Here is a 17,961-nt window from a genome sequence, read left to right as displayed (position 1 = left end):
CTGCCTTTATAAAATGGGGTAAGCGATACAAATTTACTTAAATTATGGAGCCCAATAAACTTCGATATTGATGCTCGGATGATTAAGTACTGCACGCAGTGGCATATCGTTAACATCACCACCGGCTTTAGCCTGCTTGTACACAGCAAGCTTTTCATCGCCGCTGATAAGTAGTTTAACTTCTTTAGAGTTGGCTATTGCATTTAGAGTAAGCGTCATTCGCTCGGTAATACTACCCGTTACGTCACTTTGAATTGCGTTAATCGCACAAACCGTTTGAGTGGTTGTTAAACCATGCTCTAACCCATCTGCATGTGGGAATAAAGACGCAGTGTGACCATCTGGCCCCATACCTAAAATAGTTACATCATAAGGCGTTTTCAGCGCACTGTATGCGGCTTCACACTTTTCAGCACCTTGTTGTGCAGTAGAGGCGTGGTTTTTCATTGTTATAAAGTTGGCTGCATTACCAAAGTTTTGCAACAACGTACTTTTAATAAATGCTTCATTACTTTTTTCGTGATTTGGCTCAACCCAGCGTTCATCAACCATGGCTACATCAACGTTATGCCAATCTAAATCAAGGGTTGATAAATGCTTATATGCTGCAGCCGGTGATGAACCACCCGATACCATCAGTACAGCGCGACCATCGTCTTTAATGCCATCTAATAATGATTGCTCTAAAGTTGCCGATAACTCTTTTGTTAATGCATCTTTATCATCAAAAAATTTTTCAACTAATGTAGCCATAATTATGCCTTATCACCTGTGTTAAACCACAGGTGGTTGTTCTCTGCTAATAACTCATCGGCATCATCTGGCCCCCACGTACCAGCACGATAAAGTGCAGGCTTGCCTTTTTCTTGCCAACGCTCAACAATCGGATCAATCCATTTCCATGCTTGGCGAACTTCATCACGATGAATAAACAACGATGGGTTATTCGCAGCCGCATCAAGCATTAAACGTTTGTATGCATCAGAATGAAAACCATTGCTATAAGCTTGTGATAACTCAATGTTCATAGTTACCGGCTCTAATTGCATTTCAAGGTTATCTAAGCGCTTTGACATAAGCGTTAGCTGAATCGTTTCTTCTGGCTGAAGGCGAATAACTAAGCGGTTTGGTTCTATGTTGCCAACATTTTCTTCATAAATATTGTGCGATACTTTTTTGTACTCAACCACAATTTCAGCACAGCGTTTTGCCATACGTTTACCTGTACGAAGGTAAAATGGTACGCCAGCCCAACGCCAATTATCTATGTGTGCACGTATAGCAACAAAGGTCTCTGTTTTACTAGCGCCCTCGTTTAACTCTTCCAAGTAACCAGGGACAATTTTACCGTTTAAATCCCCTGGTACATATTGGCCACGCACAATATTACTGTCAACGTCAGAGTCAATAAGTGGTCGAAGTGCTTCAAGCACCTTTAGTTTTTCATTACGAATGCTATTAGCGTTAAGCTTATTAGGTGCTTCCATTGCAACAAGGCATAAAAGCTGTAGCAAGTGATTTTGAACCATGTCACGAAGTGCGCCAGCTTTGTCGTAAAACCCTGCTCTGCTCTCAAGACCTACTGTTTCTGAAAGACTAATTTGGATATTATCAATCGACTTTGCATCCCACATATTTTCAAATAATGAGTTTGAAAAACGCAGTGCCATTAAGTTCTGTACTGTTTCTTTACCTAAATAGTGGTCTATACGGAAGATTTGGTCTTCTTCAAAAAACTCAGCAATTTTAGCGTTTATTGCTTCTGCAGATTCCCCGCAGTACCCAATTGGTTTTTCTACAACTACACGCGATGTTGGCGTAATTAAATCTTTAATAGAGAGGATTTCACAGCATTTGCCATAAACGGCTGGTGGTAGAGATAAGTAAAACACACGAGATTTAGTGCTATCGTGCTCATCTAAAATACCTTTAAGCACATCCCAGTTATCGTCAGCTTCAGTAACATTACTCACCACTGGCACTAAATAATTTGAAAATGCTTTCCAATCTTTGGCGTTAAATTCACCTTTACTTAAAAACTCTTGGAGTGCTTTATGCGCTGTTTCTATGTATTCAGCGCGTTTGCTTTCTCCACGAACTGTTGGCAGGATGCGTGAGCCTTCAGGTAAATTCCCTTCTTGATATGCTCGATACATTGCAGGTAGTAATTTGCGTAACGCAAGATCACCACCGCCCCCAAAAATTATGATATCAAAAGGATTAAGCATAGTTACTCTCTACGTTGTGATACCCCGCCCTAAAATAAGCTCGTGGGTATGCCTGTTTATTACTTGGATTATGATAGCTTTTATAATGTGTAAAAAAAGCCTGCTGAATTGTTCTTAATTGATGATGTATTATCGTTTTTTATCATCTACGCTTTATTAAATGAGCCTTAGGATTCTGTATCTCCTCTCACAAAAATACAGACCCTAAGCACTCCAGCGCTACCCGTTCAAAGGTACTCGGTTTACCTACTATTACGTAGGCTAAATTTTTACTGCGTACGATGTTGCTTGTAGTACGCCATTAATCCACTTGTGGAGCTATCGTGATCGTGATTTAAACTATCATCGATCAGCTCACTTTCAATCTTAGATGCCAAACCTTTACCAAGTTCAACACCCCACTGATCAAATGAACAAATATCTAATATTATGCCTTGGCAAAAAATCTTGTGTTCATATAACGCAATTAAACGTCCTACTGTTTTAGCATCTACTGTATCTAGCAGCATTGATGTTGTTGGGCGGTTTCCTTGATGAATTTTGTGATTTAGTAATTCATCAATTTGCGCCTGCGATTTACCTTTAGCAGTTAAATCGGCTGTAACTTGCTCTGCATCAACACCGCTCATCATTGCTTCCGTTTGAGCAAAAAAGTTTGATAATAAAATATCATGATGCTTATCAACATGTATTTGTGGTTTTACAGATGCGATAAAATCTGCTGGCACAATCACGTTGCCTTGGTGCAGGCATTGATAAAACGCGTGCTGACCGTTAATGCCAGTCATACCCCAAATTATTGGAACCGTGGTATACGGTACTGTTTCGCCTGCAAAGTTAACATGCTTACCGTTACTTTCCATCTCACCTTGTTGTAAATACGCAGGTAACATGTGAAGAGATTGGTCGTAAGGTAAAATAGCTTGCGACGTGTACCCTAAAAAGCTGCTATTCCAAACACTTAACAGAGCCATTATCAAAGGAACATTCTGCTCAAGCGGCGCATTTTTAAAGTGTTCGTCAACTTCAAAAGCACCGGCTAATATTTCTTCAAATGCATCATAGCCTAGGTACAACGCAATGGGTAAACCTATCGCACTCCATAATGAAAAGCGACCACCAACCCAATCCCACATGGTGAATACGTTTTCATTGGCAATACCAAAAGCAGCTGTTTTTTCTAAATTTGTACTTACCGCAACAAAATGTTTCGCAATTGTACTTTCATCTTTTGTTGTTTCTAAAAACCAATCCACCGCTGTTTTAGCGTTCGTCATAGTTTCTGATGTAGTAAATGTTTTTGACGAAATGACAAATAATGTTGTTTCGGGATCAATATTTTTAAGTACCGAAGCAATTTGTACACCATCGGCATTTGATACGTAGTGCACCTTTAAAGTGTCATCAGCTAATGCTTTTAATGCTTCAGTTGCCATTTGAGGACCTAGGTTCGACCCGCCTACCCCAATACTAACAACGTCTTTTACCGCTTTGCCCGTATAACCAAGCCACTGGCCGCTTCGTACTTTTTCTACAAATACTTTAATTTTAGCAAGCTCGTTATCAACCGCTTGCGTTATATTTTCTCCATCAACAATTAATGGAGTATGCGCACGGTTACGCAATGCAGTATGCAAAACAGAGCGCTCTTCGGTGATGTTAATTCTCTCGCCGCTGAACATCTTGTCTCGCCAAGAAGCAATTTCGCACTCTTTAGCAAGTGACACTAAATTAGCAAAAACATCGTTATCAATTAATTGTTTAGAGTAGTCGAATAATACACCGGGGATCTGAGTTGAAAACTGAGAAAAGCGGTCACCGTCCTGTGCAAATAACGTTTTAAGATGTGTTTGTTTCATCTTAGCAGCACTTTGTTCAAGGGCTTGCCAACTTGCTAATTGCGTTCGGTTCGACATTTAAATATCCTCTAAAAAATTTAACCGGTTGATTTATGTATTCTTTTTATATTATAAAACTGCTTAACACGTTCTAAACACACTAAAATAAAACGCCAATAGTATAGTTAAAAACGAAAAAAAAGCGCTGCTTTTACTATTTTATACGCAGATGATAACGCAATTTTTACCTTTTGACACCGGTATCATAAATATTTTGCAAATTATTTTCCCCGCAATTTCAAAGGCACCCACAAAGCTTAATCGGTTAAGTTAGTGTATTCGTGAATTTTACTAAACGTTCAGTACTTTTTTAATAATTATGACATTTATGTGAATAAATAAAAAATCGGCTACTGGAGCCGATTTTATGCAAACCTTATAAGTATTGTATTTTAAAGGCTCAATGCCAAACCACCTTCTAAATTATACACTGTTCGATACCCTAGCTGCGTTAGGTTAGCAGCAGCAAGCCTTGAGCGGTTACCGCTACGACACAACAATATGTATTTACCGCGTTTATTTAGCTGACCTTCCATCAACGCGTTAGCCATACGACTAAGCGGTATGTTAAGTGTTTTTGTTTCACTAATGTGAAAAAGTTGCGATACATTATTTGCACCATGTTCGTAAGGCTCTCTGGTATCAATCAAATAAGTGTCATTATTACTGAGCATGGCTTTTGCACTATCAAAATTTAATTGCTGAATATTTAACTCGGGCAACGCAGTAACATAACCACATAATTGTAACCTTGATTTTTCTTTTACCTCATCATCAAGCTGTTTTTTAATTACAAATTCATCAATACTAATTCGGCGATTTATTAATCGGTTTAATAAAGGTGTTTGTTGCTGCTCTGCGGCCCAGTTCATTGCAAAGCATTGCAAATAATCGTGCCCTGAACATATCACACTCGTTTCATCTAATTGCTCAGCAAGCGCTAAAATAGAATAAGCCATAGCCTTGGCATTACCACCAGCTAAAGAAGTGTTACCCAAGCCACCGGGTAATATTAGATCACCACAAAAGCAATAATTAATGTGGTTATCTTTACTTTTTAAAACATAACTTACGCTATCTTCACTGTGCCCGGGTGTGGCTATTTTTTCTAGTCGTTCGTTATTTAGGTCAATATGCGCTGCATTTTTCGGCCAACCTAGTTTATCTACTGCAATTTCGTCGCATCGACTTGCTAATACACTGCGTAATAAAGTAACGGCACAACTTCGCTCTTGGTGAACATGCGTATTAAGTACTCCTTTAATAGTCAGGTTTTGTGTATTGGCTATTTTTTCTATACGCGGTATGAGCTCTACAATAGGATCTATAATAACTGCTTGTTTATTAGCATTTACATATAACCAACAACACGCTCCTTGGTGCCTAAACTGCGTTAAACCGAGCGCGCACACATCTTGTTGAGGTGTTGTACTATCAGATACTATTAAACAATTAGCCTGTAAAATGGCTTTTAATGCACGTATAGATGCACACGCATTTGCTATTTCAGCGGCAGTGGCAGCGGGACCAAACGATAACCTAATTGCATTTTCACTTTGCCATTGGTTAACTCCCATCGCATCAAGCACAAAACTCGTTGAAGAGCCCGTGCTGCATGCAGAGCCTCCACTGACACGAATACCAGCGGCATCAAATAAATCAATCACTTCTTTGCTTGTTAACTCATTTACAGCAAAGTTTAATGTTGTTGGTACCGAGTGTTCAAAGCTATGATTAAACGTTACTTCATCAAATGTTTCTTCAATAGCGTTTTTTATTTGAGCTCGGTAATTACTAAGCACATCGATTGATTTAAATGTGGTGTCTGACTTATCTAGCAATAAACTAAACAATTTATTTAAACCGGCAATACCAGGTAAGTTTTCGGTGCCAGAGCGCATTCCGCTTTCTTGCCCTCCACCCGCTATAAACGGGGTATAGGCACTGCCAGCACGAATATATAAAAAACCAATACCTTTGGGGGCATAAAGTTTATGGCCTGAAAAAGGCGCGTAATCTATTGTGGTGGCGCTCAGGTCGAGTTGTTTTTTCCCAAGCGCTTGCACACAATCTACCATCCAAGACACTTTCGTATTACCAGAACGAATAGTTTGTTCAATGGCATCTAAATCTTGATAAACTCCCGTTTCGTTATTAACCGCCATGGTGCATATCATTAACGCATTAGGTATATGTTCAGCGATAAACGCTAAGTCTAAAATGCCATTATTATCCACCGGAATAGCCAAAACTTGAGCATGAATGCCCAATACACTATTCCAATGCTTTAATGTGTTAGGAACCGCTTTGTGTTCAGTGGCACCGTAAAGTAATACGGGTTTAGCAATATTATGATTTTTAGCGTTAATAAGCGTAGATACAACAGCGGTTTGAATGCCTTCGGTCGCGCCAGAGGTAAATAAAATATCTCCCTCTATTGCCCCAATCACAGTACGTGCGTTTTCACGGGTTTGTTCTAATAAATGCTTGGCCTGAATACCCGTAATATGAGGGCTTGAAGGGTTACCAAAACAAATTTGCATTGTATGAGAAACCACATCGGCTATGCATGGCAACACAGGCGTTGTTGCGTTTGCATCAAGGTAAACTTGCTCGGAGTTTAATAAAGAGTCAGACATCTAAAAACGCACCTTATTACTAAAAGATATATCTTATTACCAATATTACATAACTTTAGACGTATTGAGTAATAATCAATTAGTACTGACGGTGCGTTTTCTATGCCTTTTTGAACTAACCTTCTGTCAGTTTATTATTTAGCTCTTCTTGCGTTGAAGACCACGCTGTAATCAATGCTTTAACCAACGAGGCCAAAGGAATAGCAAAAAATACGCCCCAAAAGCCCCACAAGCCACCAAAAAATAGCACAGCCACAATGATAAATACCGGGTTCAAGTCAACGGCTTCTGAAAACAATAAAGGGACTAACACATTTCCATCAAGTGCCTGAATAATTCCATAAATAACTAAAACCGTCCAAAATTGGGTCTCTAATCCAAACTGGAATAACGCCACGGCAGCAACCGGAATAGTCACAAGCGCAGCACCAACGAACGGAATTAACACAGAAAACCCAACCAAAACGCCTAACAAGGCCGCGTAGCGTAAGTCTAAAAAAGTAAACGCAATGAACGAAACACCGCCTACAATTAAAATTTCAAACACTTTACCGCGAATGTAATTCATAATTTGCTGGTTCATTTCGTTCCATACTTGCAATATTAAACGACGCTGTTGCGGAATTAATTTAGCCACACTGCCCGTTAATTCCAGCTTGTCTTTAAGCATAAAAAACACCAGCAACGGCACAAGCACTAGGTAAATTAGCCACGCTACAACATCTTTTAATGACGTTAACGAAAACGATAAAACCACTTGGCCAAACTCAATAACTTTAGCCTCAACTGTAGCAACAATCCCTTGTACTTGGTCGGCATTAATTAAACTTGGGTATTGCTCTGGTAAGGCAATCAAATATGACTTGCCTTGCTCTAACATATGAGGGGTTTCTTGCACTAAATTGCTGGTTTGTTTCCAAAGAACAGGACCAATTACTAAAATTAAAGTGAGCATAATACCTGTAAATATAAGCATTACGATCACCGTAGCAGTAAAACGGCGTAAACCAAGACGCTCTAAGTGAACAACTGGCCAATCAAGCAAATAAGCAATAACTAATGCTACTAAAACCGGCACAATTAACGAGCCAAAAAAGTAAAGTAAGGCAACAGAAACGAGTAGTAAAAATAATAAGGTGACCGAATGAGGATCAGAAAATTTTCTTTCGTACCATGTTTTTATATATTCAAACACGTAATGGCTCCACTAATAATAAACCTTGTTGTTTATCTAAGTTGTAACTGTAAGCATATTTTTTTAAATATCGCTCAATATCATCCATGCTCTCATCACTATTTACACTAAAAGTGATGGTTTGCTGTGCAGATAATGCTTCACGTAGCCCTAATTTAAACTGAACAAACTGTTGAGGACATCTATAACTTCGTAAATCTTGGTGTAACATACTCGCTTTACCGATTTATTAAAATGAATAATAAGTCGCATTGCTGTGTGTTAATAGTCAAAAACATCAACAAATGTAACTTTTTCTTAAAACAACGCCTGCAATGGTTTATTCTGTAATACATAGTTAGCAGTAAGGACAGGTTAATGTCTCGCACGCATAATAAAGCGCATCTACCAAGTAATCCAACACTCAAAGAGATTAATTGGTTTAAAAAACAAATAAATTGGGGGGAGCTTCCTCCTTTTTATCATTTAGTTGCCTCTTCGGTTAGCGAGTCTGAAGGTGTTTTAGAGCATGGATTTGATAACGCCGTAAAACAACTTATAGACAGACGTAACTGGAATCTAGACATACTCGACGGCTTTGAGGACGACTTAGGTGAGATCCACACCCAGCATAAACCGCGAATTGCGTTACATCAGGTATTTACAGACCGAGGCTTTGAACTGTGGGCACTGCCTTATGCAAAAGATATTGTTGTTGACCAATACATAAAAGATAACCGCTTTATGGAATTTAGAGTGTGGGATCCGCATTCAATGAAAGTACTATTAAGGTTAAATCAATTACATAAGTTTATTGGTTTTTACTTTGATCGCGGTGATAAAGCCGATAAAGCCCTTATTTTGCACTCACACAAAGTTGTTCATAAAATTATTACTTTTTTACAGCGAGAGTTGAACGTAATAAAGGTTGATGGAGTCTCAATAAAAGAACTCTACCAATTGTGCGAAAAAGACAGCCGTGCAAGCAGTGACGAAATAGACATAGCCAAAATTGCCATTGGCGAGCCAATAAACAAGGAATAAGATGCAGCTAAAATCAGCCTTTATCTCTTTATGCAGTGCCGTCCTTACATTTAGCCTTTTAGTAAGTGAGCCATTAAAGGCGCAAACTAATTTTAATCTTCCTGATTTAGGAACTTCTGCATTACAAGTACTCCCCCTCGAAAAAGAACAAGCGATTGGGGAAGTAATGATGATGCAAATTCGCGGCGGTTCTCCAATTATTAACGACCCCGCATTAGATGAATACCTAACCACCATTGGTAGAAAGCTCGTTGCAAACGCAAACGATGTTCGTTTTCCGTTTTCATTTTTTTGGATCAATAACTCAGATATTAACGCATTTGCCTTTTACGGCGGACATGTAGGTGTTCACACTGGTCTAATTGCACAAGCCGACAGCGAAAGTCAGTTTGCATCTGTACTTGGTCACGAAATCGCCCACGTTACTCAGCGCCATTTAGCACGTAGGATCCAGCAACAGCAAGATAACAGTGCAATGACCATAGCGGGGATGATAGCCGGCATTTTAGCGACTATTGTTGCCCCAGACGCTGGTATTGCCATTATTTCAGCAAGCCAAACACAATCTGCTTTTAGCCAATTAACGCACAGCCGTTCTGCTGAACAAGAAGCTGATCGAATTGGCATGCAAACACTTAACAATGCAGGATTTGATGCACGTGCATCTAGCGACTTCTTAACTAAGCTGGCTGCACAAATTCGTTATAAGTATAAGCCACCTGCATTCTTACTCACTCACCCCCTACCAGAAAGCCGAGTGTCTGACGTGCGCCTTCGTGCTGAGCAGTATCCAATGCGCCACCTACCTGCAAGCCTTGAATTTAACCTTGCTAAAAGCCGAGTACTCGCGCGTTACGACAACAAACCAGAAAACGCTGAAGCCTTATTTAGAAAATTACTTCGTGAGAACAGCTACAGTAATACAGCCCTTAATTATGGTTTAGCGTTAAGCTTACTTGACCAAGAAAAACTTGACGAAGCAGACTCTATTTTAAGTAAGCTATTAAAAAACGACCCTAAAAATTTATTTTATATTGATACGCAAACTGATTTACTCATCGCGCAAAAAAAAGCAGACGAAGCCGTTTCATTTTTAGCTGAACTACATAATTACCGTCCTAACAATCAAGTAATTACGCTCAACTATGCAAATGCAGCACTAGAGGCTAAGCAATACGAACTTGCCGAAAACGTGCTTAAAGGTTTTTTATTAGAAAAACCAGAGCACAGCTTAGGTAAGGAGCTACTTGCTGACGCCTACAAAAAACAAGATAAATTGGCAGCCTACCACGAAGCAAACGCTGACGTGCTATCGCAATACGGTGCCTACATGAAAGCCGCTGATGAAATCCAAAAAGCGCTTAACTTCGTAGAATCAACAGAGCTAATAAAACAGCAGCGATTAAAGGCATTACTTACCCAGTACCGCCGTTTACAAAAAGAGCTTGCAAGGCTTTAAGTCTGCAAGCTGTTGCCCTAAAATAGAGGCAATTCACACTATGGAAACTTTTATGTCTGTTACTATTTATCATAATTCGCGTTGTTCAAAGTCGCGTGAAACACTTGCCCTTTTACAAAGCAAGTCAATAGAGCCCACCGTTGTTGAATACTTAAAAACGCCTTTAACTCATGATCAAATAAGCACACTGATAGATCAACTTGGTTTTAGCTCTGCTCGTGACTTAATGCGCACAAAAGAAACCGAGTACAAAACACTCAACCTTAAAGACGAAACAAACGAAACCACGCTTATAAACGCAATGGTTGAGCATCCAAAATTAATTGAACGCCCTATTGTTGAGCACAATGGTAAAGCCGCTATTGGCCGCCCACCAGAAAACGTATTAAGCGTTTTATAATGAGCACAAACATAGTGGTACTTTACCACTCGAGCCATGGCTCAGTTGAAGCAATGGCCCATGAAATAGCTGAATCAATAGAGCAACAAGGCGCAACAGCCCTACTGAGAACGTTTGTAGCTAAAAACCCACACGACATTGTTATTACCAAAGATGACCTTATACAGTGTGATGGCTTGGCTTTTGGTACACCTACCCGATTTGGTATGATGGCGTCTCAGGCAAAAGCATTTTGGGAAACCACCAGCGAGCTATGGCTAAAGGGTCAACTAATTGATAAGCCTGCGTGTGTGTTTTCATCGTCAAGCAGTATGCACGGGGGTAATGAGGCCACACTGCTTAATTTATCATTACCCTTACTTCACCACGGAATGATGTTACTTGGTGTACCTTACGATGTGCCTGAATTATTAGGCACACAAACTGGCGGTACTCCGTATGGTGCTACGCATGTTGCTGGTAGTAACAATAGTGCTCAGTTAAGTAAAGACGAAATTAAAATATGCCAAAGCGTTGGCATTCGCCTGACAAAAATTGCGAGTAAACTTCAATGAACACAGTGCCCCATCCTGCAAAAAAGCCAATAACCGTAAAGTTTCAGCGTACTGCTTTAATTGGTTATGTTGGCCTACTTATTTTAATGCCATTGTGGATGTATTTTGTACCGCCTCAAGAAGGCCCGCTCGATATTATGTCGCTATTTGTACCTATAATTCCTCTATTACTTCCACTTAGAGGGATTATTAAAGACAGTACATATACCTACGCTTGGGCAAACTTTGTTGTTATGCTTTATTTTATTCATGGCTTAACCATGCTTTGGGTTTCACCTAATGAGCTAATTTGGGTGTTGCTAGAGTTATTATTTGCATCATTCATGTTTATTGGATGTACTTATTATGCAAGACACCGCGGGCAAGAGTTAGGCTTAAAAATTCGCAAATTGAAAGAAGATTTAGCCGACGAAAAAGCCGCAAACGAATTTAATAAATAAAATAAAAAAGCGCGTTTACTCTCTAGTAAACGCGCTTTCAACCATTACTTAATTGCGTATAAACTACTTACACCAATTCACTCAGTGCGGCCAAGGTCACGATACCCGCTAAACCAAGCTGAGCTAATAAACTCAAAAGTGAAAAGCCCCTCAATACAAATAAACCCCAAGGGTGTTTTATATGTGGATACAAAGCGCAGCGCTTTAAGCTCATAGCAAAGAAAAAACAAATCACCGTTACCATAGTTAAACCAAGCGTAAGTTCACTTTTTATGGTCAGCGCTTCATCAAAAAAGAAAAATAACTGCAAAGGTAATAATAACGTCACAATAGCATGTAACACATGTACTTTTTTAATGCGATCAAACTGCCCATCTGGCGATAACTCTTTAATACCAAAGTCACGCTCTAGGCATTTAACTAAATTTTGCGCTTTGATACTCACAGCCAACCTATAACAACTTAAGCCCTCGTTATTACGCGCTCTAAAATCAAACCCGGCTTTAATTAGCATCACCATTAACGATTCATTTTTAGAGAGCACAGCATAATGCAATGCAGTGTTACCCAAGCTATCTGACGCTTTTTTATCTTGCTGAGGTAATAAGGTTTGCACCACGTTTACAAAACCACGCTCTGCCGCCCACATAAATGCAGTTTTACCGTTTTCATCAGCTAATGTGCCTGTTGCTCCTTGCTCAATAAAACGCATAGCCATTGTTTGCTTAGCCGTTTTTTTACGCAAATGTGTTAGTAATGCTTGCTCAAGTAAAACTACAGAATCAACATCAGGCGACACTTGTTTTAATAAAGTAAAATAGTCTTTACCCATTGCTACTTTGTCACTTGCAAGTTCACTTAACACGGCTAGGTCAGCAATTGACTCTGGTATAAAGTGACTTAAGCGATCTCTAAAATCAACTTCTTTCCAAAGCGATAACGCATCAACAGCACTGAGCTTACTGCCATTATTTAACGCATGTTCAATCAGTGTAAAATAGCGTTTGCTAAAAAATAAGCTTAATAATGAAAGCGGTGTTTCAACGGCATTTTGTGCAGCAACACTTGCGTATTTTTCTAAACGTTGGCACAACAAAAGCACTAAGCTTTCTGGGGTATATTCATTATCGTAAAAATGAGTTTTCATTGCGCCAATATACGCTTGTGCATCTTCGTCGTATTCACAAATATGTTGGAAATAACACTCTTCAAAAGGCTCAAGCGGGGTTAACCAGGCCAAATAATAAATAGGGGGCAAAACAGTGGTACACACACCATCGTCTTCATTGGTAGAAAGACAAGCAGGCCAAGCTTCTAATGCATCTAAAATAAAGGCACCGTTTTGCTCTACAAGGCCTTTAATAAGTAACGGATATTCCTTTGGCCAAATCAGTACATTTTCCATTAAAACAACACAACTCCAGTGTAGCTTAGGTAAGTGGTCAGGTTATAACAGCTTTCAGCTGACACCACGCTTAATCAAAGAGGCAATATTCTAGCACACCCAGATCGCCACGCTAGAACAAAGTAGATGAATAATCAAAAATATAAAAGCAGCCAAGTAACTAATTACTTGGCTGCTTTTTAGGTTGGAGCTGGGCTTGATCTTTTTCACACAAAAAGATTAATTATTTGTTCTTTAACTCACTAATTACTTGGTCAATGCCTACATCTGAAATGCGCTGGATGATCTCTTTTTGCTTAGCACTTAAAAGCGAAATACCTTCAGCAACAATGTCGTACACTTTCCATTGGTTGTCTTTGCCTAGGCGTAACTTAAAACTTAGATCAATCGTGGGGGCGTTGGGTTCTATAATTTGCGTATTAACCGTGGCATATTCTGAGTCGCTTTGTGCATTATTGTGCTCAAACACCACTTTTTGGCCTGTGTATTTCATTAATGCACCGGCATACGTACCAGTTAAGTAATGCTCAACCGCGTCAATAAAATCAACCGCTTGTTGGCGCTCAATGCCTTTAATATGTTTACCTAATAATTTAAAAGACACAAACTTAATATCAATGTGTGGCATTAAACGTTTTTCAACAATTCCCGACATTTCACTTTTACTGGCATTACCTTTGCTGTTCACCTTACCTATATCGGCAAAAAGGGTGTCTGCAACAGACTCTAAAAGTATATCTGGTGATTGCTGAGCTTGTGCATAAAGCGATGTGCTTAAAAGTGCGATAGCAATTAAAAATGGTTTAATAAGTTTCATAATATGTTTGTTTGTGTGATTAAGATAACGCTAATTTACGTCATTCATACGCAATAAAACAGGCACAAATAAGCAACTTATTAATGCCTAAAAAGCACCAATAAATTAAGTGATTAAATTTCAATAAGTTAATAAAACCTGTTAACACGCAGTATACATCCCTGTTTTCGCTTGCCTTGAATTTACAACCTACCCACCCTCATCATCTGTTTTTTCGATTAACCAACTATCAGCGAGCAGCTATGAAATCCTTTATTAAAATAATTATTTTATTAATCGCCTCACTTTTTATTAATAACACAGTATCAGCACAATCAAACCATGGCTACGCAGTCGATGTACTTAAAGGCACTGGCAATATAAATGGCATAAAATTAGCCTATCAGTACCATATGCCAAAAATGCAAAACTTAGTTGGAGATGCCCGTTTTTACATCGAAACCAGTGTAAACCTGTGGGAATTTGCGCATAACCACCACTCACAATCCAACTTAGTATTAGCGGTATCGCCTGTATTGCAGTTTCCAGCGTTTAGTTTTAATAACACCCCATTTTATGTTGAAGCTGGCATTGGCGTATCACTCATTGACGAAACACAATTTGGTGGTAAAAACCTAAGTAGCCATTATCAATTTGAAGATCGTATTGGACTCGTTGCTGACTTAGGCGATACACACATTGCTTTACGAATTATTCATTACTCTAATGCGGGCTTTCAAAAACCTAACCCCGGACTTGATTTTATGACCTTATCGGTTGCCAAGCGCTTTTAATAACCATTCGTTTAATTAAGTGATCTATTTTAACCGTGGGTAAATGTGTTGATAGCTAAACAAAAGAGTCGCTATTTAGTTACTTTAAAAGAGAATTTTTAACGCAGTTAGCGACACGTTTAGCCGCGCAAAGTCATTAAATATTATAGCGAATAGGTAAACTACCCAACTGATGTTTTTGCTGGTAATTACAGTTTAAAAAAGTAGAATAGCCAAAAAATAAAAATGAGAAATTAATATGCAAACATGGCAAATAGTACTCATTGTAGTGATGGTATTTGGCGTTGTGATAGGTAATATTGCCCTAATAAAACACAGTGCTAATATGGAATTTAAGAAATCAGACACGCACTTAAAAAACAAGCAAGACACAAAAAAGCCCTGATAAATCAGGGCTTTTAATTTAAATAATAAGCTTAACCAACTAGCCAATGTGCCATTAACGAAATAATCGGCAATGTTATTAGCGTTCTGAGAATAAATATTACGAACAGCTCAACAATGTTTACTGGAATCTTGCTTCCTAACAGCAACGCCCCCACTTCAGACATGTATATAAGCTGAGTCACACTCATAGCAGCAATAATAAAGCGTGTTACATCACTTTCAATAGTCCCAGCGGCGAGGATAGAAGGGATAAACATATCGGCAAATCCAACCATGATTGTTTGCGCTGCAGCCTCAGCTTCAGGCACTTGCAACAATTCTAAAAATGGAATAAACGGCATACCTAAATATTGAAATAGCGGCGTGTATTCTGCAATGATTAATGCAAATGTACCCACTGCCATAACAACAGGTAGTACAGCAAATACCATATCAAGTGCATTGTGTACGCCTTCTTTTAATGTCCCCACTATACCCGGCGATTTTTCTGCCTTGGCCAGCGCAATATCTAAAGAATGACCCACTAATGATTTACCTTCAGGCACCAGCTCTGCGTTTGCATCAGGCTCTGAGCCATCAATAAGTAAATCTTTTTTAAACCTAAGCGGTGGCAAGCGCGGCACAATAATAGCAGCAGTAATACCTGCCAAGCACACCGTTAAATAAAACGGAGCAAATAAATACTCAAGCTTTACTTGGCCAATAACCACTAAACAAAACGTAATTGAAACAGCAGAAAATGTAGTACCAATAACAGCCGCTTCGCGTTGTGTATAGTATTTATCTTCGTACTGGCGCGCAGTCATTAATATTCCCACACTGCCATCACCTAACCACGATGCCACACAGTTAACGGCACTTCGCCCTGGAACGCCAAATAACGGGCGCATTACTTTAGTTAATAACGTACCTACCAACTCAAGCAACCCAAAGTTAAGTAACAAAGGGAGTAAAAGCCCTGCCAGTATAAATACCGAAAACAACACAGGAAGTAAGTCGTTTAACACCAGTGCCCCTGTATTTTCGGACGTGATAGCATGCGGCCCCACGCCTAAAAAGGTCATTAATACAAATGCAGTACCAAATAAACGTGTAAGCAACCAAATCCAACTAACATTAAATAAGTGGTTTAACAGTGGTACTTTACAAATCACTTGAGGCTTAAAAACACTTACAATGAGTGAAAACACACCCGTTATACAAATTATGGCAGTAATAATGGCTTGTGCTGTATCTGCAAAAAATACTTGCATGGCTTTGGCCATCATTGCAATAGGAATGGTCATTGCTTCACCGCTCGACACCGGCGTCATAAACAAAAACACACCAATTAGCGAAGGCACAAGGAACGCAAACCAAGTACGCCAATCGTACTGAGGTGAAGTTGATAACTGAGACATATTTTTAACCTATAAAAACCACAAAAAGAGCTAAGCGCTCTTTTTGTGGTAAAACGTATTATTATTTATATTTTAATGCCGCGCTTAATAAGTGCTGCTTCTAGTGCTTGCTGTAGACCATTCATGGTACCTGGCTCTAGCGTTTCGCCTTTATCGTCCATCCAGGTTAAGCTTGTACCACCTTGCTTAGTTTTACTCACTAAAATTTGGTACTGGCCTTCATCTATTGGTAATTGCGCAACATCGTCGCCCCAAATAGAATCCCACATACTGCTTTCTGGTGCTTTATAGTCAGCTGTAATTAAACCTGTGTCTTGGTTTATTTCAACAATAGTAAAAGACAAACGCTCTAAAAAGCCTGAAAAACGATCAAATACCGCATCGTAAGATTGCTCAGTAACCAGTGCTGCATTACCTTTATTGTCAAAGCCCATTTCTAAAGAAATAATACCTTGGCGCTTGCGCATATCAACTTCAAGCTGGCGATAGCGGTAATCAAATTCAGTAATAACTTGGTTAAGCGCGCGCACTTCTAGCTGCTGCTTAAGCAAGTCTGTAAGTGTTGTATCACCTTTAAAATCTATTAATTCAGCGCGTAAAGAGGCTGTACGTTCATGCGATTTTTTTTCAATGGAAAATCTAAAACGTTGAAGGTCATCATTCTTTTCATCACCCCACAACCAGCTTTCTTCGGTTTTAATAATTGCGTACCAATCGGTCTCTATAATACCAAGTAGCTTATCTTCTTTGGTTGTAACCGTGTTATTCTCAGCTAGAACAGCTTTAATTGAATCCCAAATAAAGTCATCTAAATCAACAATGCCATCGTTTTTATCAAAATATACGCGTGCTAAATTATCCGCTTCTTCGACCCAACTGCCTTTAGCTACAGTGAGTACTTGAGCTGGTGGACGATAATTGGTTGCGTCTGGATTATTGTTATATTGACCTACTTCCATTTTATAAACTGGATCTTGAGCCGGCTGAGATAAAGACGCTGGCGCTTTTACTGGTTCATATGCGCGGTAATTACGTTCATTATGCGCATCGTTAACAAATACACTACACCCTGATAAACTTACCAATACACTTACTGCAAGTGCTTTTGGGATCCAATACTGCACAGATATTTCTCCTTAGCATACCCTTTAATTGTTTTAACAAATATATGAGTGGGTTATGCCGATTTGGTTCAGTGTAAAATCAATATTAACTTTACATTTTTATTTGGCTACTTAATTGCAATAAAGTTCAGCACCTCAACTTAGAAAAAAAACTAAGGGCAAATAAGCAAATTTTAGCTATGGTACTTTCCTGTGCCAGTAAAAACAAGAAACACCGTA

17 protein-coding genes are annotated in these 17,961 nt (G+C 39.1%); 7 read left to right on the top strand and 10 right to left on the bottom strand.

Features of this window, described 5'->3' with window-relative positions; genetic code table 11:
• Window positions 1-42 precede the first annotated feature (42 nt).
• The 6 genes from pgl to ATS76_RS14950 all read right to left on the bottom strand — a co-directional run bounded on the left by pgl (window position 43) and on the right by ATS76_RS14950 (window position 8,171).
• Window positions 43-753, bottom strand: a complete 711-nt coding sequence (gene pgl, locus ATS76_RS14975) for a 6-phosphogluconolactonase (RefSeq protein WP_058552723.1) — start codon at window positions 751-753, stop codon at window positions 43-45.
• A gap of 2 nt (window positions 754-755) precedes the next feature.
• Window positions 756-2,228, bottom strand: coding sequence for a glucose-6-phosphate dehydrogenase (zwf, locus tag ATS76_RS14970; protein WP_058552722.1), 1,473 nt, complete (start codon window positions 2,226-2,228; stop codon window positions 756-758).
• A 269-nt stretch (window positions 2,229-2,497) separates the two neighbouring features.
• A complete protein-coding gene (gene pgi, locus ATS76_RS14965) occupies window positions 2,498-4,144 on the bottom strand; it encodes a glucose-6-phosphate isomerase (protein WP_058552721.1) in 1,647 nt (548 codons plus the stop codon).
• A gap of 374 nt (window positions 4,145-4,518) precedes the next feature.
• Window positions 4,519-6,765 (bottom strand): aminotransferase class V-fold PLP-dependent enzyme, encoded by a 2,247-nt coding sequence (locus ATS76_RS14960; RefSeq protein WP_058552720.1) that lies wholly within the window; start codon window positions 6,763-6,765, stop codon window positions 4,519-4,521.
• Between the two features lie 115 nt (window positions 6,766-6,880).
• Window positions 6,881-7,960 carry an AI-2E family transporter gene (locus ATS76_RS14955; RefSeq protein ID WP_058404155.1) on the bottom strand — a complete coding sequence of 360 codons (1,080 nt, stop codon included), beginning with the start codon at window positions 7,958-7,960 and terminating at the stop codon, window positions 6,881-6,883.
• The gene (locus ATS76_RS14950; protein ID WP_058552719.1) at window positions 7,953-8,171 is read right to left on the bottom strand and encodes a hypothetical protein; all 219 of its coding nucleotides are present in this window, start codon (window positions 8,169-8,171) and stop codon (window positions 7,953-7,955) included. Before ATS76_RS14950 ends, ATS76_RS14955 begins: the two co-directional genes overlap by 8 nt.
• A 146-nt stretch (window positions 8,172-8,317) precedes the next feature.
• Between ATS76_RS14950 and ATS76_RS14945 the strand changes: the two genes are divergently transcribed.
• The 5 genes from ATS76_RS14945 to ATS76_RS14925 are packed head-to-tail and all read left to right on the top strand — an operon-like array spanning window position 8,318 to window position 11,836.
• Window positions 8,318-8,983 (top strand): hypothetical protein, encoded by a 666-nt coding sequence (locus ATS76_RS14945; protein WP_058552718.1) that lies wholly within the window; start codon window positions 8,318-8,320, stop codon window positions 8,981-8,983.
• A gap of 1 nt (window position 8,984) precedes the next feature.
• The gene (locus tag ATS76_RS14940) at window positions 8,985-10,442 is read left to right on the top strand and encodes a M48 family metalloprotease (RefSeq protein WP_058552717.1); all 1,458 of its coding nucleotides are present in this window, start codon (window positions 8,985-8,987) and stop codon (window positions 10,440-10,442) included.
• A gap of 52 nt (window positions 10,443-10,494) precedes the next feature.
• Window positions 10,495-10,842, top strand: a complete 348-nt coding sequence (gene arsC, locus ATS76_RS14935; protein ID WP_058552788.1) for an arsenate reductase (glutaredoxin) — start codon at window positions 10,495-10,497, stop codon at window positions 10,840-10,842.
• Window positions 10,842-11,396, top strand: coding sequence for an NAD(P)H:quinone oxidoreductase (gene wrbA / locus ATS76_RS14930; protein ID WP_058404151.1), 555 nt, complete (start codon window positions 10,842-10,844; stop codon window positions 11,394-11,396). Before arsC ends, wrbA begins: the two co-directional genes overlap by 1 nt.
• Window positions 11,393-11,836 (top strand): DUF2069 domain-containing protein, encoded by a 444-nt coding sequence (locus ATS76_RS14925; RefSeq protein ID WP_058552716.1) that lies wholly within the window; start codon window positions 11,393-11,395, stop codon window positions 11,834-11,836. The genes wrbA and ATS76_RS14925 overlap by 4 nt, the downstream gene beginning before the upstream one ends.
• A 67-nt stretch (window positions 11,837-11,903) precedes the next feature.
• Here ATS76_RS14925 and ATS76_RS14920 read toward each other — a convergent pair whose 3' ends face one another.
• Entirely contained in the window at window positions 11,904-13,241 is a 1,338-nt protein-coding gene (locus tag ATS76_RS14920; RefSeq protein ID WP_058552715.1) for an ankyrin repeat domain-containing protein, read from the bottom strand.
• Between the two features lie 223 nt (window positions 13,242-13,464).
• Window positions 13,465-14,058, bottom strand: coding sequence for an MlaC/ttg2D family ABC transporter substrate-binding protein (locus tag ATS76_RS14915; protein ID WP_058552714.1), 594 nt, complete (start codon window positions 14,056-14,058; stop codon window positions 13,465-13,467).
• 242 nt (window positions 14,059-14,300) lie between these two features.
• Here ATS76_RS14915 and ATS76_RS14910 point away from each other — a divergent pair, with 242 nt between their 5' ends.
• Both ATS76_RS14910 and ATS76_RS19115 read left to right on the top strand, forming a co-directional pair.
• Complete coding sequence (locus ATS76_RS14910) at window positions 14,301-14,831, top strand: acyloxyacyl hydrolase (protein WP_058552713.1); 531 nt, start codon at window positions 14,301-14,303, stop codon at window positions 14,829-14,831.
• Window positions 14,832-15,069: 238 nt separating this feature from the next.
• Complete coding sequence (locus ATS76_RS19115; protein ID WP_082653601.1) at window positions 15,070-15,216, top strand: DUF2897 family protein; 147 nt, start codon at window positions 15,070-15,072, stop codon at window positions 15,214-15,216.
• Between the two features lie 31 nt (window positions 15,217-15,247).
• Here ATS76_RS19115 and ATS76_RS14905 read toward each other — a convergent pair whose 3' ends face one another.
• A complete protein-coding gene (locus ATS76_RS14905; protein WP_058552712.1) occupies window positions 15,248-16,618 on the bottom strand; it encodes a YjiH family protein in 1,371 nt (456 codons plus the stop codon).
• Between the two features lie 65 nt (window positions 16,619-16,683).
• Complete coding sequence (gene bamC, locus ATS76_RS14900; RefSeq protein WP_058552711.1) at window positions 16,684-17,742, bottom strand: outer membrane protein assembly factor BamC; 1,059 nt, start codon at window positions 17,740-17,742, stop codon at window positions 16,684-16,686.
• Between the last annotated feature and the right edge of the window lie 219 nt (window positions 17,743-17,961).

The organism is Pseudoalteromonas sp. 10-33, from assembly GCF_001469195.1.
Lineage (GTDB): Bacteria > Pseudomonadota > Gammaproteobacteria > Enterobacterales > Alteromonadaceae > Pseudoalteromonas.
Note: the sequence above shows the minus strand (reverse complement) of the source record. Positions and strands in the feature narration are given on the sequence as shown.

Coding starts and splice junctions, on each gene's coding strand:
- ATS76_RS14950 (WP_058552719.1), bottom strand. CDS start 8,171: ATGTTACACCAAGATTTACGAAGTTATAGATGTCCTCAACAGTTTGTT.
- ATS76_RS14910 (WP_058552713.1), top strand. CDS start 14,301: ATGAAATCCTTTATTAAAATAATTATTTTATTAATCGCCTCACTTTTT.
- ATS76_RS14925 (WP_058552716.1), top strand. CDS start 11,393: ATGAACACAGTGCCCCATCCTGCAAAAAAGCCAATAACCGTAAAGTTT.
- ATS76_RS19115 (WP_082653601.1), top strand. CDS start 15,070: ATGCAAACATGGCAAATAGTACTCATTGTAGTGATGGTATTTGGCGTT.
- ATS76_RS14960 (WP_058552720.1), bottom strand. CDS start 6,765: ATGTCTGACTCTTTATTAAACTCCGAGCAAGTTTACCTTGATGCAAAC.
- ATS76_RS14945 (WP_058552718.1), top strand. CDS start 8,318: ATGTCTCGCACGCATAATAAAGCGCATCTACCAAGTAATCCAACACTC.
- zwf (WP_058552722.1), bottom strand. CDS start 2,228: ATGCTTAATCCTTTTGATATCATAATTTTTGGGGGCGGTGGTGATCTT.
- ATS76_RS14940 (WP_058552717.1), top strand. CDS start 8,985: ATGCAGCTAAAATCAGCCTTTATCTCTTTATGCAGTGCCGTCCTTACA.
- wrbA (WP_058404151.1), top strand. CDS start 10,842: ATGAGCACAAACATAGTGGTACTTTACCACTCGAGCCATGGCTCAGTT.
- arsC (WP_058552788.1), top strand. CDS start 10,495: ATGTCTGTTACTATTTATCATAATTCGCGTTGTTCAAAGTCGCGTGAA.
- ATS76_RS14920 (WP_058552715.1), bottom strand. CDS start 13,241: ATGGAAAATGTACTGATTTGGCCAAAGGAATATCCGTTACTTATTAAA.
- ATS76_RS14905 (WP_058552712.1), bottom strand. CDS start 16,618: ATGTCTCAGTTATCAACTTCACCTCAGTACGATTGGCGTACTTGGTTT.
- pgl (WP_058552723.1), bottom strand. CDS start 753: ATGGCTACATTAGTTGAAAAATTTTTTGATGATAAAGATGCATTAACA.
- ATS76_RS14915 (WP_058552714.1), bottom strand. CDS start 14,058: ATGAAACTTATTAAACCATTTTTAATTGCTATCGCACTTTTAAGCACA.
- pgi (WP_058552721.1), bottom strand. CDS start 4,144: ATGTCGAACCGAACGCAATTAGCAAGTTGGCAAGCCCTTGAACAAAGT.